This window comes from Marivirga sp., from assembly GCF_035704835.1.
In the GTDB taxonomy this organism is placed as follows: domain Bacteria; phylum Bacteroidota; class Bacteroidia; order Cytophagales; family Cyclobacteriaceae; genus Marivirga.
The window spans coordinates 1-18,618 of sequence record NZ_DASSWQ010000074.1 but is presented as its reverse complement, the minus strand read 5'-3'; the positions used below and the strand labels follow the sequence as shown (position 1 = coordinate 18,618).

Sequence of the window (18,618 nt, the reverse complement as noted above, 5' to 3'; positions counted from 1 at the left end):
AATTGGACACTTATCACAGTCTGAAATTACTTCAACTTGAGCTGAAGCAGGAGAAGTATTCCCTAACCTCAGTTGTTAAATATTATTTAAATCAAATTAAGGTGCAAAAGCACCTTAATGTGTTTTTAGATGTTTATGAAACTGAAGCATTGGCTAAAGCCGAAGAACTTCAAAAGAAGTTGAAAGCTGGAAAGCCTTTAGGAAAACTCTTTGGATTAGTGATAGGAATTAAGGATGTATTGGTTCAAGAAAATTATAAAGTACGTGCTGCTTCCAAAATTTTAGAGGGCTTTGAGTCTCAATTTACCGGAACAGCTGTCCAACGATTACTCGATGAAGACGCCATTATCATTGGGTCTCAGAATTGTGATGAATTTGCGATGGGGTCTTCAAATGAGAATTCTGCATTTGGTCCGACCCTCAATGCCGCAGATAATTCAAAAGTAGCAGGTGGTTCTTCGGGTGCATCCGCAGTTGCAGTTCAAGCTGGACTTTGTATGGCCTCTTTAGGTACTGACACTGGCGGGTCAGTAAGGCAACCCGCAGCTTTTTGTGGAGTCGTTGGCTTAAAACCAACCTATTCCAGAATTTCTCGATATGGATTAATAGCTTTTGCATCTTCTTTCGATTGTATCGGAATTCTTTCAAAAAATATTGAAGATAATGCCCTAATTTTAGAAGTAATTGCGGGTCATGATGAATTCGATAGTACGGTTTCCTCGGAAAAAGTGCCTGCTTATGCTGAAAATCTCCAACTTGATAAAAAGTTGAAAATAGCATTCGTAAAGGAAACCTTAGAAAGCGAAGCACTTCAACCAGAAATTAAAGAAGCCACACTTTCAAAACTAGAGTGGTTAAAATCACAAGGACATCAAGTAGAGGAAGTCACATTTCTATATTTAGATTATCTTTTACCAACTTATTATATTTTAACCACAGCAGAAGCAAGTTCTAATTTATCGCGTTTTGATGGGGTAAGATATGGATATCGGGCTTCAGAAGTTCAAGATGTTGAGAGTATGTATAAGCTTTCCCGAACGCAAGGATTTGGTGAAGAAGTGAAACGCAGAATTATGTTGGGAACTTTCGTGTTATCAGCTGACTATTTCGATGATTACTACACAAAAGCGCAAAAGGTTAGAAGAATTATTCGAGATGAAACCAGCGCGGTGTTCGCAGAGTATAATTTTATTATAATGCCAACTACGCCTACAACAGCTTTTTCATTAGGTACTAAACGAGATAATCCTGCAGAAATGTACTTAGAGGATGTTTTTACCGTTCAAGCAAACGTGGTAGGAAGTCCAGCTATTTCAATTCCTAATGGTAAGGATAAGCAAAATTTACCAATAGGATTGCAGATTATGGCTGATTCATTCAAAGAAAGGGAATTATATGCATTTGCTGATTATTTGATGAAGTCTTAATATTTTTTAATAGGAGAGTAATGATAAAAAATATATCGATTTTTGCATTAATATGGCTTTTTTCGCTATCTGCTAGTTTTGCAGTTCAGAAAAGTCCATTGTTTTATACTTTATCTTTTGATTCTACTTTAGTTTTGGAAGATACTACCAATGAAAATTTAATTCATTTCTCGCATCAATATGAATTTGTGCCTGAATTTGAAGATAACGTCATACAAGAACGTCTCGCACTCATTGAAAATGAAATACCATTAACTTACAATCCTATTGTCAATTCATTCATTCGCTACTTTACTGTTACGGATAGAGAATATACCCGAAAAGTTGCCAAATTGCAGACTAAGTATTTTCCGATGATTGAGCGTTATTTGAAGAAATATGGATTGCCCGATGAGTTAAAATATTTAGCAATAGTAGAATCCGGCTTAAACCCAAAAGCACAATCACCAGCTGGAGCTGTTGGGCTGTGGCAATTTATGCCTTTAACTGGCAGGCTGGATTATGGGCTTTCAGAGAATTGGTATTTAGACGAAAAAATGGATATGGAAAAATCGACTGATGCAGCTTGCCGATATCTATCATTCCTTTATAATTATTTTTATGAAGATTGGCCTTTAGCACTAGCAGCTTACAATACTGGCCCAGGAAACGTTAGAAAAGCAATCAGAAGAAGTGGTTATAAAAAGAATTTCTGGGAGATTTACCCCTATTTATACAGAGAAACCAAGTCCTATGTGCCACAATTCATAGCCATTATGTATAGCATGAATTATTTGGAAGAGCATAATTTCTTTATTGAAGAATATGAATATATGCCTGATTATGAAACGATTGCTATTAATGGATTTCTTAGTTTGCCTTTATTTGCTGAGCATTCAGGCATTTGCATGGAGACTTTAAATGATTTAAATCCAGAGCTGAAACATGGTGCTATTTCTGAAAACCATAATATGTATCCATTAAGAATTCCTTCGCATCAAATGGACTTTGTTGTAGAAAATTTGAATGAAATTATGCGTTTTGCAGGTCAAGGTAAAGAGCATTTCGAAAGGTTAGTAAAAAATGAAGTAGGAAGTACGTATGGTCGTCAAAAATTGACCTATAAAGTCAAATCAGGAGATGTATTAGGTAAAATTGCCAGTACTTATAAGGTTAGGATAGCAGATCTACAACAATGGAATAACTTGAATGGAACGATTATCAGGGTAGGACAACCTATAAATATCTGGATTGCAGATGAATTTTATGATCAATCTAATAGTAAACTAGCATCAGCAAGTCAAAATGCAAGTTCTAATCAAAACGTTAACATTCAGTCTGGAGAATATAGAGTGCAAGTTGGAGATACATTATGGGATATTTCTAGAAAATTTGATGGCTTAACGGTAGAAAAGTTGAAAAAAATAAATAATTTGGACGGAAATAGCATAAAGCCTGGTCAGGTTTTGAAAATTAACAGTAACTCATAGTTAAATTAATCTTTCATGAAATGAGCGTAAATTTTAGAATCCTCAACATACCGACCAAGGATAGCTTGTCTGCCTCTGGCAGGAATAAAATTTATCGAATTACATTTGACCGTTGAAAATAAAACTATACACATGAAATAACCATAAACTGCCGAATACCAACCGAGCTTGAATAATATAAGTAAAAGTGTTGGTTTTAAGGTTTTCTGGTGGCTGAGCTATTCCATGTGCCGAATAAAAAATAAAACATATACACATGAATAATCTTAAAAAATACCAAAGCATTTTATCCATAATTTTTGCTACACTTTTATTATTTTCATGCGATTCTGGAAATGAGAATTCTGATGATAATAGAACTTTACCGAATGCTAGAGGGGAGTCTGGAGAGATAATCATGGTAATGCCTCCATCTATTTGGGAAGGTGAATTAGGTGACTTAATTAAAGAAATATTTACTTCAAATGTTGCGGCTTTACCACAAAACGAACCTCTTTATGATTTGAAACAAGTGGACCCTAGTAAGTTTAACAGCATATTTAAAAGCTCAAAAAACTTGTTATTTGTAGCCACGCTAGACAACAATAAGCCAGAAGGGAAATATATGAAAAGATATTTCACAGATAATTCATTAAATCAAATCAATAAAAACCCAGATATATTTTCATTCAATCAGCAAGATGTTTATGCTCGCGGTCAGGAGGTTTTGTATTTATTTGGAAGAAATGAGCAAGAATTAATTAAAAATTTGAAAGCAAATAGAACTGCTATAAAGGAATTTTTCAATGTCAAAGAGACGAATAGATTGGTAGAATCATTCAAAAGTTCAGCTGAAACAGGGATTATGAATTATATTGCAGATAGTTTGAATCTAGAACTTATTATTCCAAATGGGTTTGATATTGCAGTGAAGGAAGATAATTTTATATGGCTAAGAGAGCTTGATTCTGAAGAGGAATTTAATTTATGGCTTGTAAGAATGCCTTATAATAATGATGAAGTTTTCAATCCTAATAACATTAAAGAATTAAGAAATTCCTTGGGTGAAAAATATATTACAGACAAAGATTTGCCTGATTTGCACCTAACAAGTCAAGATGAGGTTGAATTTGTAATTGATACTGTTAATCTGAATGGTAATTATGCTATCAGAACAAAAGGTTTGTGGAAATATTCTGATAATTCAAGAGGAGGGGCTTTCGTAAGTTATCTTTTTGCTAACGAAGCCACAGGAGAGCTTTATTATTTAGAAGGCTATTTGGATGCGCCTGGAGGGGAAAAAAGAGAGCCTATGCGTAAGTTGAAAGCAATTCTAGGAACAGCTAAAACGCCTACTGGAATTAACGACTAATTTGAATCTTTTTCTTGTTGATTTGAGATTGCTATCCTAAATTCAATTTTTCTTTTATTATGGACTTAATCTAAACTTTGAATAAAAGATTAAGTATGCTATTATTTACTATTACATATTTATTATGCCAAAAAAAGTTCGCAGACAGGACGCATTAAACTATCATATGCAAGGGTCACCAGGTAAAATTGAGGTGGTGCCTACAAAAATGTTAAGCTCTCAATCGGATTTAGCATTAGCCTACTCGCCAGGAGTGGCAGAACCTTGTAAAGAGATTGAAAAAGATAAAGAAAATGCCTATAAATACACAGCCAAAGGAAATTTGGTAGGCGTTATATCAAACGGAACTGCTGTTTTAGGATTAGGAGATATTGGACCTGATGCCTCTAAACCTGTTATGGAAGGAAAAGGTGTGTTATTTAAAAAATTCGCAGGAATAGACGTTTTTGATATCGAAATACAAGAAAAAGATCCTAAAAAACTGATTGAAATAATCAAATCATTAGAACCTACTTTTGGAGGAATTAATTTAGAAGATATAAAGGCGCCTGAGTGTTTTGAAGTAGAAACTGCATTAAAGGAGCAAATGAATATTCCAGTAATGCATGATGATCAGCATGGAACGGCTATTATTTCTAGTGCGGCCTTGCTGAATGCCTTGGAATTAGTAGACAAAAAAATTGAAGATGTCAAAATTGTAGTGCTAGGAGCTGGTGCAGCTGCTATTTCATGCACTAAATTATACCATTCGTTGGGAGCCAAGATTGAAAACATTTATATGTTTGATAGAAAAGGCTTGCTCACAAAAGATAGAGATGATTTAAGTGAATTTGGAAGATTATTTGCTTCTGATAATTCTGATATTAAGGAGGTATATGATGCAATGCAAGGAGCCGATGTATTCTTAGGATTGTCTGCAGGAAATGTGATTAGTAAAAAACACATCAAAGCAATGGCAGATAATCCAATTGTGTTTGCCTTAGCGAATCCGGATCCGGAAATTCCTTACGCAGATGCACTTTCAGTTCGGAAAGATATTATTATGGCTACGGGTCGATCTGACCATCCTAACCAAGTCAATAATGTAATTGGTTTCCCTTATATTTTTCGTGGTGCTTTGGATGTGAGAGCAACTGCGATTAATGAGGAAATGAAACTAGCAGCCGCTTATGCCATTGCAGAACTGGCTAAGCAACCTGTACCGGAATTAATTAACAAAGCCTATGACGATCAAAAAATTGTTTTTGGACGAGAATATTTGATTCCAAAACCATTAGATCCTCGATTAATCACTACCATTTCACCCGCAGTAGCCAAAGCAGCCATGGAATCAGGAGTAGCTAAAACCAATATTAAAGATTGGGCTCTTTATGACGTTGAGCTTCAAAAAAGAATTGGGGTTGATCAGAAATTGATGAACAGAATTCTTACCAAAGCTAAGAAAGATCCTAAAAGAGTGGTTTTTGCTGAAGCAGATAATGTAAATATCTTGAAAGCTGCTCAAATGGTTATTGATGAAGGAATTGCTCAACCGATATTATTAGGAAATAGAGAAAAAATTGAAGCTCTAATTGAAACTCATCAGTTAGATTTGACCGGTATAGATATAATAGATAATTTTCTTGATGAGGAAAAGCGTCAGGAATACGGGAAAGTACTTTACGATAAAAGAAAACGAAAAGGTGTTACTCAATATGAGGCAGTAAAATTAATGCGTGACCGTAATTATTTCGGTAGCATGATGGTTGAATTAGGTGCAGCAGATGCATTGATTTCTGGACTTACTAAAGATTATCCGAAGACCATTCGCCCAGCACTTGAAATTATTGGAGCCGAAGAAGGAAAAAGAGTTGCAGGTATGTATATTCTACTGACTAAAAAAGGGACATTCTTTTTCTCCGATACTACCGTAAATACAAATCCAACAGTTGATGAATTAGTAGAAATCATAGGATTAACAGCAAGAGGAGCTAAAGTTTTTGGTTTTGAGCCTCGTATGGCGGTGCTTTCCTATTCCAACTTTGGAAGCAGCAAAGGCGAAATCCCAGAGAAAACTGCCCAAGCTAGAAAAATTGCCAAAGAAAGATGGCCTGAATTAATAATAGATGGTGATATACAAGCCAATATCGCGGTAAACGAAGAATTATTAAAAGAAACCTATCCGTTTAGTGAATTAGCTGAAAAGGGGGCTAATACATTTATTTTCCCAAGTTTAGCTTCTGGAAATATTGCCTATAAATTATTAATGGAATTAGGTAATGCTGAGGCAATTGGTCCAATTCTATTAGGAATGAATAAACCTGTACATATTTTGCAATTAGGTAGCTCAATTAGAGAAATAGTAAATATGGTGGCTATTTCAGTAGTGGATGCTCAGAATTATCAGACCCGAACAAACTTATGATTTCATATTTAAAAGGAATTTTAATAGAATTAGAGCCTACTCACCTCATCATTGATGTTGGGGGAGTAGGTTATCATGTTAATATTCCTTTATCAACCTACGATGCTTTTAAGAAGCAAAAAGAAGCGAAAGTATTGACTCATTTCCATGTAAAGGAGGATGCGCAAACGCTTTACGGATTTCATTTATCGGAAGAAAGGAAAGTATTTCTAGATTTAATTGGAATTTCAGGTATTGGCCCATCAACAGCAATTGGTATGCTTTCAGCCATGAATCCTAAAGAAATTAAGTCTGCTATTGTAGCAGATAATGTTAAGCAAATTCAGTCTATTAAAGGAATTGGTGCCAAAACGGCACAAAGAGTGATTCTTGAATTGAAAGATAAATATAAGAAAGAAGATTTAATCACTGAAAGTGGACATTCTAGTGTATCTTCAAACAATAGCTTACGAAATGAATCGTTATCTGCTTTGATAAATCTGGGTTTCGCTAAAAATTCAGCTGAGAAGGTAATTGATAAGATTTTGCAGGCTAATAAAGAAGATATTACATTAGAGCAATTAATTAAACAAGCATTAAAATCAGCTTAAACTAAATTTTATTTTGCTAAGTAGAAGGGTTCCACTTCTTTTATGGGTTATAATGCTTTTTATCCTCTTTTTTGGGGGAAAGAGTCATCTATATGCAAATTTTAACGCAAGTTCTTTTGAATTGTTTCAAGAAGTTCAGCAGGTTCAGGATACTGCTAAAACGGACAGCACAAAAGTAGACAGCACTAAGGTTGATAGTGTTCGAAATTACCAGCCTAGTAGAAGACCAACCTACCAAGCACAGGACCGCTACGGAAACCCCTTTTTAAATAATTTTAGCAACAGCCCACTATTGCTGGAAGATCCAGCTGCTTTAACTTTAGAAGTTGAAATAGACACAGGCTTTAATTATTACTTTTACGAAACGATTGGAGATATTGATTTCAGACCTACCTCTTCTATGTCGTATGAAGAGTTTTCCGATTATCAAGATGATCGAATTTTAAGAGAATACTGGAAAGAACGTTCTTTAGGGCTTGATGGTGAAAGTGCTGTAAGTGGTCGTTCATTAATTCCACCACTTTATGTGAGTCCAGTTTTTGATCGATTATTCGGAGGTAGCTTCGTTGAGTTAATTCCAAATGGATTTATCACACTTGATTTTGGGGGTAGATTCACAAAAAATGCGAATCCCAATCTTCCAGCTCAATCACAACGATATGCAAGTTTTGAGTTCGATCAACAAATCAATATGAATGCAGTAGGCAAGGTGGGAGACAAGCTTGCGGTCACGGCCAACTTTGCAAATAATAATTCATTTGATTTTCAGAATGATTTAAAAGTAGAATATACAGGTTATGAGGAAGAAATTTTAAAGAAAATTGAAATTGGAAATGTGAGTATGCCAGTCAATAATTCACTCATGTCTGGTGCACAGAATCTTTTTGGAGTAAAAACACAAATGCAGTTTGGGCATTTATTTGTTACTAGCGTTGCTTCCACGCAAAGAGGAAAAGCAGAAAGCATCAAAGTAGAAGGAGGTTCTCAAAGACAGGAATTTGAAGTTCGAGCCTCAGATTACGATGAAAATAGACATTTCTTTTTAGGTCATTTTTTTAGAAATAATTATGAAAGGTGGTTAAGTGGTTTACCTAGAGTGAATTCAAGTTTGGATATCAGAAGGGTAGAAGTTTATATTCTTAATCGAAATCAAAACACACAAAATTTAAGGTCTATAGCCGCATTTATGGACCTGGGAGAGGCTAATCCAAATGACATCAATCAGCCTCAATTTTTAGAATCAGGTATTCCAAATAATAGTCCCACTGATAATGATGCAAACGGTTTATGGGCTGAAATCAATAGCTACAATAAAAATTATGATAATTTTCTAAGCTCTTTAGAAACTTCAAGTCAAGAATTAGCCAGAACAGAAGATTATGAAATAATTAATGTAGCAAGAAAGTTAGATGCTACTGAATATTCATTCGATAAGGTGTTGGGATATATTTCTTTGAGAAGGCAGCTTCAAAATGATGAATTACTTGCTGTATCTTATGAGTATACTTATAATGGTGAAAGATTTCAAGTAGGAGAAATGGCGGAAAATTACGGAAGTAGATCGGATGACGAAGTGGTTATTTTAAAACTTCTTAGACCTTCAAAAATCAATGTAGATGTACCAACATGGGATTTGATGATGAAGAATATTTACAACCTGCAAGGAAATCAAATTTCTCAGGATGGTTTTCAACTTCGGATTATTTATAGAGATGACAGAACGGGACAAGACAATCCAAGTTTACATGAAAGTTCATTGCAAGATATTCCTTTGCTTAGAATTTTTAACCTAGATAGTTTAAATCAGAATAATGATCCGCAACCTGACGGTAACTTTGATTTTATTAATGGATTAACGATCAATCAAGAAGAAGGAAAAATTATTTTTCCCGTTTTAGAGCCTTTCGGAAGTAGCCTCAGCGAACAATTCAGAGAAGATGAACAAACATTTAGAGGTAAATATGTTTTCAATACGCTATATGAATCTACTAAAAACGATGCTCAGCAACTTACCTCCAAAGATAAATTTTTTATAAAAGGACAATACGAAAGTGGATCTTCTACTGAAATAGCACTTCCTGGATTAAATATTGCAGAAAACTCTGTTAGAGTCAGTGCCGGAGGAACCCCCCTCCAAGAAGGTATTGATTTCCGAGTGGATTATAACTTAGGCAGGGTGATTATTCTTAATGAAGGTATTTTGGGTTCAGGTAGAGATTTGGACATTGATTTTGAAACAGAAGACATGTTTAATTTTCAATCAAAGACACTAGTTGGAAGTCGGTTTGATTATGTTTTAGGTGATAAATTTAATGTAGGTGCTACGGTTTTGAAACACACGCAAAGACCTTTAGGGGTTTCTCGATACACAATAGGTTCAGAGCCATCAAGTAACACCAAATGGGGGGTAGATTTAAATTATAATGATGAAGCTCCTTTTCTGACGAAATTAGTAGATTTAATTCCATTGATCGATACGAAGGAACCTTCTTCTCTAAGCTTTAGAGGGGAGTTTGCTCAGTTGATTCCCGGAACAAGCAGTGAAGTGGATGGTCAAGGAACTGCATATTTAGATGATTTCGAGCAATCAGTCACGGTTAATAATTTGGGAAGTGATTTTGTAAGTTGGAATTTGGCTTCCACACCCGAAACGGGGGATATGCGATTTATCGGTCAAGGTAAATACGGTGTTAATAAAAAACGTGCAAAAATAGCATGGTATAATATTGATAACACTGCCATTTACCAAAATACAGGTTTTAATTTACCCGAGATTTCAGATGAAGCGAAAGAGAATCACTATGTAAGGAGTGTTGCTGAGCAGGAAATTTATAAGAACCGAGATCCTAATTTTGGAATTAATCTACAACAGACATTTGATATTGCTTATTTTCCTGACGAAAGAGGGATGTATAATTTTAATAGTGATTTGACTTCTGAAGGCTTTTTAAAGAACCCCAAACAAAACTGGGCAGGGATTACCAGAGCTATTACTTCGGAAGTTGATTTTGACAAGAATAATATTGAGTACATCGAATTCTGGTTGTTAGATCCATTTATTCAAACCGATAGGGGTGTGGTGGATGATGGAACTGAAGATGCCACTAATAATACTACGGGTGGGAAATTAATTTTTAACTTAGGGAGTGTGTCTGAGGATGTATTATCTGATAATAAATTATCTTTTGAAAATGGATTGCCGGAAAATTATACTAATGAATCGGAAGTAGATATCACAGAAGTGGCAAGAGTACCTTCTAATGCTCCTATTACGGATGTTTTCTCTGCAGATGCTAATGCTAGAGAAAATCAAGATGTTGGATTAGATGGTGTTAGAAATGACCAAGAGGCAGAATTTTATAGCGAATTTGTGGATGAAATTATGGCAAACACACAAATTTCTCCAGAAGCTAAAAACCGTATTTTGAATGATATTTCTGCAGATAATTTTACATTTTTCCTCGGCGAGGAGTTTGATGAACGAGAAGCACCGGTTCTGGAGCGCTATAAGGACTTTAGTAATTTGGAAGGAAATACCCCTGCCAATAATGGTGATACTGACGTAAACCCTTCAGGTAGTAGATATCCAGACTCTGAAGATTTGAACAATGATAGAACGGTATCAACTTTAGAGGAATATTATGAATATGAAGTACCATTATCTAGAAGTACGTTAAGCGTTGCCAACAATCCTCTTATAGTCGATGAAGTAACTGCTTCTGATGAGGATGAAAATGTTAAATGGTATCTTTTTAGGATCCCAGTAAGAAATCCTGATAGAACGCAAGGTAATATTCAAGGATTTAAGACTATCAGATACATTCGAACAATTTTAACTGATTTTGAACAACCTGTGGTTTTAAGAATGGCAGATTTTAGATTGGTAGGTTCTCAATGGCGTAAGTATGATGGCTCATTAGTCAAAACAGGAATAATTGAAACACCAGAAGAAGAATCTTCTAATTTGGTAATTTCTTCAGTCAGTATAGAAGCCAATTCTGAAAATGGTCAGGGAAAAGTGCCTTATACTTTACCTCCTGGCATCACACGTGACCAAGACATTGCGTCAGTTGCAAATCCAGTTCGGCAAAATGAAAAATCAATCCAATTGTGTGTAGAAGATTTGGAGGATGGAAGAGCAGTGGCGGCTTTTAAAAACGTGAATTTTGACCTTATCAATTACAACAGGCTTAAACTTTTTCTCCATGCTCAAGGACCGCAAGTTAAGGATGATGAAGTTACTGCTTTCGTACGATTAGGGACTGATTTTGATGATAACTACTATGAAATTGAAATCCCGTTAAAGATTACGCCATATCAAACTACTAGTCCGCGTGATATTTGGCCGCTAGAGAATGAAATCGATTTAGATCTTAACCGACTTTATGAATTGAAAGCTAGGAGAAACAGAATTTTAGGGAATCAGAATATTTTACTTCCATATTCTGAAGAGCTTGGCAAATATACAATTACAGTAAGAGGAAGACCTGATATGACTTCTGTTCAAACTATGATGATTGGTATCCGAAATCCTGATGGTGGCAATACACTACCCCAAAATATTTGCCTTTGGGCGAATGAAATGCGAGTTACAGATTTTGACCAAACAAATGGCTGGGCGGCAAATGCCACCATGAATGCAAAGCTAGCCGATTTTGCCAATGTAACGGTAGGGACTAACTATTCCACAGTTGGATTTGGTGGAATAGAACAAAATATTGCCCAGAGAACTCGTGAAACAGCTGAAGCATTTGATGTATCAGCTAATATAAGTCTAGGAAAATTCTTTGGAGATGAATCAGGCGTGAAAATCCCGATGTATCTTGGATATCAAACTTTTACATCCACCCCATTTTTTGATCCAAGAGATCCCGATATTCCCCTTACGGCAGCTCTAGAAAGTTTTGAAACCGTTCAAGAAGCAGAAGATTACAGAAATTTGGTGGTAGATCAGGAAGTTAGAAGAAGCATTAATTTTACGAATGTTCGGAAAGAACGCAAATCTAATGATAAACTCGTATTGCCATTTGCCATTTCAAATTTTGATTTCACTTATATATACAGCGATATAAATAGAAGCAATTTACAAACTGCACAATTTGAAACCAGAAATTATAAAGGAGCAGTCGGATATAATTATGGCTTTCCGAACACCAATATCGCGCCATTAAAAAATGTAGAACTATTTAGTTCGCCTTATCTAAAATTAATACAAGACATCAATTTTAATCCTTTACCATCAAGTTTTAGTGTTCGAGCCGATTTGGATAGAAGTTATGTGAAAACACAATTAAGAAATGATAGGTTAACAATAGAAGGCATTGAGCCACAATTTCAAAAATCTTTTACGCTCAATAGAAACTATAACTTAGATTGGAATTTGACGGAAAATATCAATATGAATTATTCCGCTCGAGCATTTTCTATTATAGATGAGGCTCCGGGAGAAATTAATTCTGAAGCTAAAAGAGATAGTATCATTACTAATCTTCAGAATTTGGGTAGGATGAAAAGTTTTGATCAAAGTATAATAACAGGGTATCAAGTGCCCTTTGCAAAGTTCCCTTTAACTGATTGGATATCTTCCGAGGCTAGATATAAAGTAGATTTTAATTGGACTTCAGGTTCACTGAATCAAATCGATACATTAGGTCATATCATCCAAAACAGCAGTGAGTGGGGGTTGAACTCTCGATTGGATATGAACAAGCTTTACAATAAATTAAAAATTTTAAATAGTATCAATAATCCTCCTAGAATGAGGGCGGATCAAGAAGATACTACCTGGACGCAACCAGGAGCACCAATTGTGAAAGGACTTCTGAAATTATTAATGTCTGTGAAAAATATAACGGGAAATTATTCTGAAAGAGGAGGTACCATTCTTCCCGGATTTAGAAATAGAGCTTTCCTTTTTGGACTTGATTCCTCACTGACGGCTCCTGGTATCCCATTTATTTTAGGTAGTCAAGATCCAAGTATAAGATTTAATGCAGCAGAAAATAATTGGTTAGCCAAATCATCTTCACAATCTAATTTCTACACTCAATCTATTGTCAAAACCTTGGATATAAAAGCAACACTTGAGCCAACAAAAGATTTAAATATCCAATTAGAGGTAAATAGGACCGTAAATGAAAATTACAGTGAATTATTTAGGTTTAGCGAAGATCAAGATGCTTTTGTTAATCTGACTCCAACTCGAAGTGGGAATTATATCATGAGTTACAATATGATAAATACAGCATTTGTAAACACAGATGAAAATAATTCTCCGTTATTTGAACAGGTTCGGCAAAACAGAGAGGTTTTGAGACAAAGAATTTCAAATTTGAATCCCAATGATGGAGCATATCAATTGAATCACCAAGATGTTTTAATTCCATCTTTCTTAGCGGCATATTCTGGTATCTCACCCGAAGAAATTGATACCAATCCATTCCCTAAGTTTCCTTTACCAAATTGGCGTATCGATTATAAAGGACTAAGTAATATAAAGGTCATTAAAGAAATTTTTCCTAGCGTGAGTATAAGTCATGCCTATGTTTCTACTTTAACTATCAATAATTATATCAACAATGCGGTATATAGCAGTGAGTCTGAACTGAATTTAACTAATAATTTGAATAATTATCCATTACCTTCTGAAGTTTCAGATAGTGGATTCTTTTTACCTGTTTATACAGTCGGTCAAGTGTTAATTTCGGAGCGATTTTCTCCATTGATTGGAGTAAACTTAAGAGGTAAAGGAAGATTCACTGCAAAATTTGAATTAAATAAAGAGCGAAATGTAGCACTTAGTACCGAAACCTCTCAAATCACTGATCAAAAAAGTAACGATGTAGTGATAGATATAGGATTTACCGATCCTAACTTTACCTTACCTTTTAAAGTGAATGGGAGAACTGTTTCTCTCGAAAATGATTTGATAATGCAGCTAAGCATCACTGTGCGAGATACGGAGGTAGTTCAAAGAACTTTAGATGATGGTAGAAATGTATTAGTTGACGGAACTATTAATTTTCAATTGAGACCTACAGTGAATTATATTGTTAATGACAGATTGAATCTTAATTTTTATTATCAAAGAAATTTCAACGAACCAAGGGTTCAGAATTCATTTCCAACCACAAATACATCCTTTGGTGTACAAGTTAGCTTCGGATTGCAATAATAATTTTTGCATCCGGAAAAAGAGTGTAATTTTGGGATAAGTTATAAATCAGTAGCTAAATTTAAATAATAAAAGAATGAATATTCCTGACAATTTGAAGTACACCAAAGACCATGAATGGGTGAGAGTAGAAGGAGATGAAGCCTATGTAGGTATCACAGAATTTGCGCAACGTGAGCTTGGTGATATTGTATATGTAGAAGTGGAAACTGTTGATGAAGAAGTAGCGGAAGGTGATGTTTTTGGAACAGTAGAAGCGGTGAAAACGGTATCTGATTTATTTATGCCAGTTGGAGGAACCGTTTTAGAGTTTAACGAAGCTTTAGAAGATGCACCAGAGTCTGTTAATGATGATCCATATGGAAATGGTTGGATGATAAAACTGAAATTATCAGATCCTTCATCAGTGGATTCATTATTATCGGCTGACGAGTATAAGGAGCTGATTGGGATCTAATTGTGTTTTTAAGGTATAATTTATTTGGAATTATTTGGTTTTGCCTTATCCTATTATTGGGTTTAACACCAGGCGAATCAATGCCCATGACAAATGTGTGGGATATATTTGGTTTTGACAAAATTGCGCATTTCAGTGTTTTTGCAATCTTATCATTTCTGCTTATCCTAGGGTTTTCTAAACAATATACCTTCCTATTTGTCCGTTATAATGCTGTTATATTATCTATATCAATAAGTTTTATGTACGGACTAACAATTGAATTAGTTCAGACGTTAATACCAGAAAGAGGTCTTGAGTTATCGGATATCATTGCCAATACTGTTGGAGTTTTTGCAGGATGGATTGTATTTTATCTGATTTATAAGCTCTAAATTGTTTTTTCTTTGAAAAGAATTGACGGAAAATTTGAATTTAATTCATTAAATAATAGTTTTACTATCTAAACGATGTTTAATTATGGAACTTAAAAAGAATCCGAAAGCAGACATCAATAAAAAGTCAACGCTTTTTTTGAATATTGGATTGTTTATATCCATTTCCTTGGTGTTTTTTGCTTTCGAGTACAAATTTTATGATGATGGTCCAGTGATGGATTTAGGAACTGTGACTGATGATATGGAAGAGATCATGGAGATTCCGCCAACGGAGCAGCCACCTCCACCGCCTCCCAAGGTAAAACTTCCGGAAATCATTGAGATTCCTGATGAAGAAGAGATCGAAGAAGAGATCGAATTAGATCTTGATATGGATATGAGTCAAAATGATGTTATTCAGGATCTCGTATTCGAGGAAGAAGTTGTAGAAGAGGAAGTGGATAAGGTATTCACAATTGTAGAGCAACAAGCTGAACCAGCTGGTGGTATACAAGCATTCTATGATTATGTTGGTACTCAATTGTCTGATAAATATCCTAGACAAGCTCAAAGAATGGGTATTGAAGGAGTTGTTTATGTCCAATTCGTAATTGAGAGAGATGGTTCTTTAACTGATGTAAAAGCTGTAAAAGGTATAGGTGGAGGTTGTGATGAAGTAGCTGTTGAAGTGGTTAAAAATGCCCCTAAATGGATACCAGGTAAGCAAAGAGGTAGAGCAGTACGTTCTCAAAGGGTAATACCTATTAGGTTCGTATTGAATTAAGATGTTATAGATTAATAATTTCTAAAGCCGGTTATACCGGCTTTTTTTTTTATGCGCTTTTTTAAATATGCAAATGATATGAGCTAATGAATCTTTATTTTTGTCTTTATCATTTTGGTTGCTTAATAATTTTAATATGGAAATAATTGGGGTAATTATTGGTTTATTAGTGGGAGCTGTTTTAGCATATTTTATTCTTAAATCTCAAAATAAGAATGGAACTGAACTGGAAAGCTTAAAGGTAGAGAAACAACAGGTTTTAACAGAATTAAGCGTTTTAAGAAGCCAGAAAGATAATTTCATAAATGAATTGAAAGAAGAGAAAAATGCTCATGCTCAGGAGCGAGAAAAGAATGTTCAATTAAATAGACAATTATCTACTGTTGAATCCGACTATAAAAATCTTAAAACCAAATTGGAGGAACATAAATCTGAGTTAACAGAACTTCAACAACAATTTAAGAATGAGTTTAAGAATTTAGCACAAGAGATTTTCGAGGAAAAAAGTAAGAAATTTACCGATCAGAATAAAACTAATATTGGAGAACTTTTAAACCCTTTACGTGAGAAGATTGATAAATTCGAAGAAAAAGTAGAGAAGAGTAACAAAGAAAATCTGATTTGGAATAGTGCTTTGAAAGAGCAAATTACTTCTTTAAAAGAGCTGAATTTACAAATTACAAAAGAAGCTGAAAATCTCACTAGGGCATTAAAAGGAGATTCTAAATCTCAGGGAAATTGGGGCGAAATGCAGCTTGAAGCCATTCTTGAGAAAGTAGGTTTGCAAAAAGGGATTCATTATGAAAAGGAGAAAAATTATAAAAATGAAGAAGGAGGCAATCAGAGACTTGATTACATTATTAAAATGCCTGATGATAAATATCTAGTATTAGATTCAAAGGTTTCTTTAACTGCCTATAGTAATTATTTCGATGCGGAAGATGATGTACAGCAAGCCCGTTTTCTTAAAAATCATTTGGATAGCATGTATACTCATATTAAAACCTTAGGAGAAAAGAACTATCAAAATTTATATGATATCAATCAACCAGATTATGTTTTAATGTTTGTTGCAAATGAGCCTGCTTTAACTATTGCCTTGAAAGAAGACCATGGCCTTTATGAAAAAGCCTTAGATAAAAATATTGTATTGGTTTCTACCACTACTTTAATGGCTACATTAAGAACTATTTCCTATATCTGGAAGCAAGATTTACAAAATAAGAATGCGATTGAAATTGCAACTCAAGCAGGTGCTTTGTATGACAAATTCACCAACTTTACTGATGATTTATTGAAAGTCGGTAATAATTTAAAAACTACACAAAATAGCTATTCTGATGCTATGAAGAAACTTTACGATGGGAAAGGAAACTTAATTAGAAGAACAGAGATCTTACGAGAATTAGGAGCTAAAACTACTAAATCCATAGATAAGCGACTTTTGGATAGATCAACGGAATAATCTTTTATTCGTAAAAATTGATTGAATTTTCTGTTAAAAACTTTTGTTAGTTTGTACTAATATTTGATCTAATTGCGTTCGTAATTAAATGAAATTAATCAACTTAACCATTTTATTATTTATTATAGCTTCTTTTTCAGATTTGCATGCACAAATTAAAAAGGGGAGAGTTGCCTCAAATGCTGATAATGTACCTATTGAAGGAGTTCATATTGTAAACACCAGTGCAAATAAAATGGCTATTTCTGACCAAAATGGGTTATTTTATATTGTTGCAAACCCAGGCGATACTTTGATAGCCTCTAATGTTAATTTTAAGTCTAAAATATTTGTGATAAATAATGAGCAGTTTTTAAAATTTAAATTAAATCCTGCAGTAATTCAATTAGATGAAGTAAGAGTGAGTAATATTCCAGAAACGGAATCTGATTTCAAGAGGAAGATGGTTGGTATGGATAATATCGAGGACAAATCAATTAAGATTGATGGATTGATGCCAACCGTTCCCAAAGGCAAAATACCCAAGAATTACGACCCAGGCTATACAAATTCATTTAAATATGCGATAAATAAGCCTTTATCATTCATTGTTAAAAAACTTAATAAGAATTATAAAAATAAAGTTAAATATTATCAAATTGTCGCTAATCACTCCAATACTATAGCCAACAATAAGAAGTATAACCCTGAGATTGTCACAAATTTAACTGGCTTAAAAGGCGATGAGTTGGTAGATTTTATTCAATTCTTAGACCTCGACCCTGCTTTCGTGAAAAGGTCTAGTGAATATGAAATTGCATTACATATTATTAAGGAATTCGAGCATTACACCGCTCGGAAAGGTTGATTTTAACTCACTCTAAACCCAATAATTAGAATGTCATCGATCTGGTATTCTTGTAATTTTTTCTATTCAAAAGTTAAGTTCTAACTCATTATTTTCTTGTTCGTCTGCTGGCAAATGGGTAATTTCTGCTAAAAAAGTACACATCATTTTTGTTGGTAATGATGCCAAAAATAGTTGGTGATTTTTATCCAAATATTGTATTAAATTGGGAATGTAAATCTGAAGAGGAAGTAGGCTCTGCTGAGGAGCAACCTACCAGCAATAAGGTTTACCAACTGGAATGACCTCCCTTAT

12 protein-coding genes are annotated in these 18,618 nt (G+C 34.4%); all 12 read left to right on the top strand.

The features are described from left to right. The first annotated feature begins 2 nt into the window (after positions 1-2). Positions 3-1,427, top strand: coding sequence for an Asp-tRNA(Asn)/Glu-tRNA(Gln) amidotransferase subunit GatA (gene gatA / locus VFM92_RS12600; protein WP_325122577.1), 1,425 nt, complete (start codon positions 3-5; stop codon positions 1,425-1,427). A 20-nt stretch (positions 1,428-1,447) separates the two neighbouring features. After that, a complete protein-coding gene (locus VFM92_RS12595; RefSeq protein ID WP_325122576.1) occupies positions 1,448-2,896 on the top strand; it encodes a lytic transglycosylase domain-containing protein in 1,449 nt (482 codons plus the stop codon). 256 nt (positions 2,897-3,152) lie between these two features. Beyond that, entirely contained in the window at positions 3,153-4,247 is a 1,095-nt protein-coding gene (locus tag VFM92_RS12590) for a DUF4837 family protein (protein ID WP_325122575.1), read from the top strand. 124 nt (positions 4,248-4,371) lie between these two features. Further along, positions 4,372-6,651, top strand: a complete 2,280-nt coding sequence (locus VFM92_RS12585; RefSeq protein WP_325122574.1) for an NADP-dependent malic enzyme — start codon at positions 4,372-4,374, stop codon at positions 6,649-6,651. Then, positions 6,648-7,241 (top strand): Holliday junction branch migration protein RuvA, encoded by a 594-nt coding sequence (gene ruvA, locus VFM92_RS12580; RefSeq protein ID WP_325122573.1) that lies wholly within the window; start codon positions 6,648-6,650, stop codon positions 7,239-7,241. Before VFM92_RS12585 ends, ruvA begins: the two co-directional genes overlap by 4 nt. A gap of 52 nt (positions 7,242-7,293) precedes the next feature. Next, entirely contained in the window at positions 7,294-14,415 is a 7,122-nt protein-coding gene (sprA, locus tag VFM92_RS12575) for a cell surface protein SprA (protein ID WP_325122572.1), read from the top strand. A gap of 76 nt (positions 14,416-14,491) precedes the next feature. Further along, positions 14,492-14,872, top strand: a complete 381-nt coding sequence (gcvH, locus tag VFM92_RS12570; protein WP_325122571.1) for a glycine cleavage system protein GcvH — start codon at positions 14,492-14,494, stop codon at positions 14,870-14,872. Positions 14,873-14,958: 86 nt separating this feature from the next. Further along, positions 14,959-15,246 carry a VanZ family protein gene (locus VFM92_RS12565; protein WP_325122570.1) on the top strand — a complete coding sequence of 96 codons (288 nt, stop codon included), beginning with the start codon at positions 14,959-14,961 and terminating at the stop codon, positions 15,244-15,246. A gap of 85 nt (positions 15,247-15,331) precedes the next feature. Further along, positions 15,332-16,012, top strand: a complete 681-nt coding sequence (locus VFM92_RS12560; RefSeq protein WP_325122569.1) for an energy transducer TonB — start codon at positions 15,332-15,334, stop codon at positions 16,010-16,012. Positions 16,013-16,148: 136 nt separating this feature from the next. Continuing rightward, positions 16,149-17,477, top strand: a complete 1,329-nt coding sequence (rmuC, locus tag VFM92_RS12555; protein ID WP_325122568.1) for a DNA recombination protein RmuC — start codon at positions 16,149-16,151, stop codon at positions 17,475-17,477. Positions 17,478-17,565: 88 nt separating this feature from the next. Then, complete coding sequence (locus tag VFM92_RS12550; protein WP_325122567.1) at positions 17,566-18,324, top strand: carboxypeptidase-like regulatory domain-containing protein; 759 nt, start codon at positions 17,566-17,568, stop codon at positions 18,322-18,324. Between the two features lie 158 nt (positions 18,325-18,482). Continuing rightward, on the top strand, positions 18,483-18,608 hold the full coding sequence (locus tag VFM92_RS12545; RefSeq protein WP_325121132.1) for a hypothetical protein: 126 nt from the start codon (positions 18,483-18,485) through the stop codon (positions 18,606-18,608). The last annotated feature ends 10 nt before the right edge of the window (positions 18,609-18,618 follow it).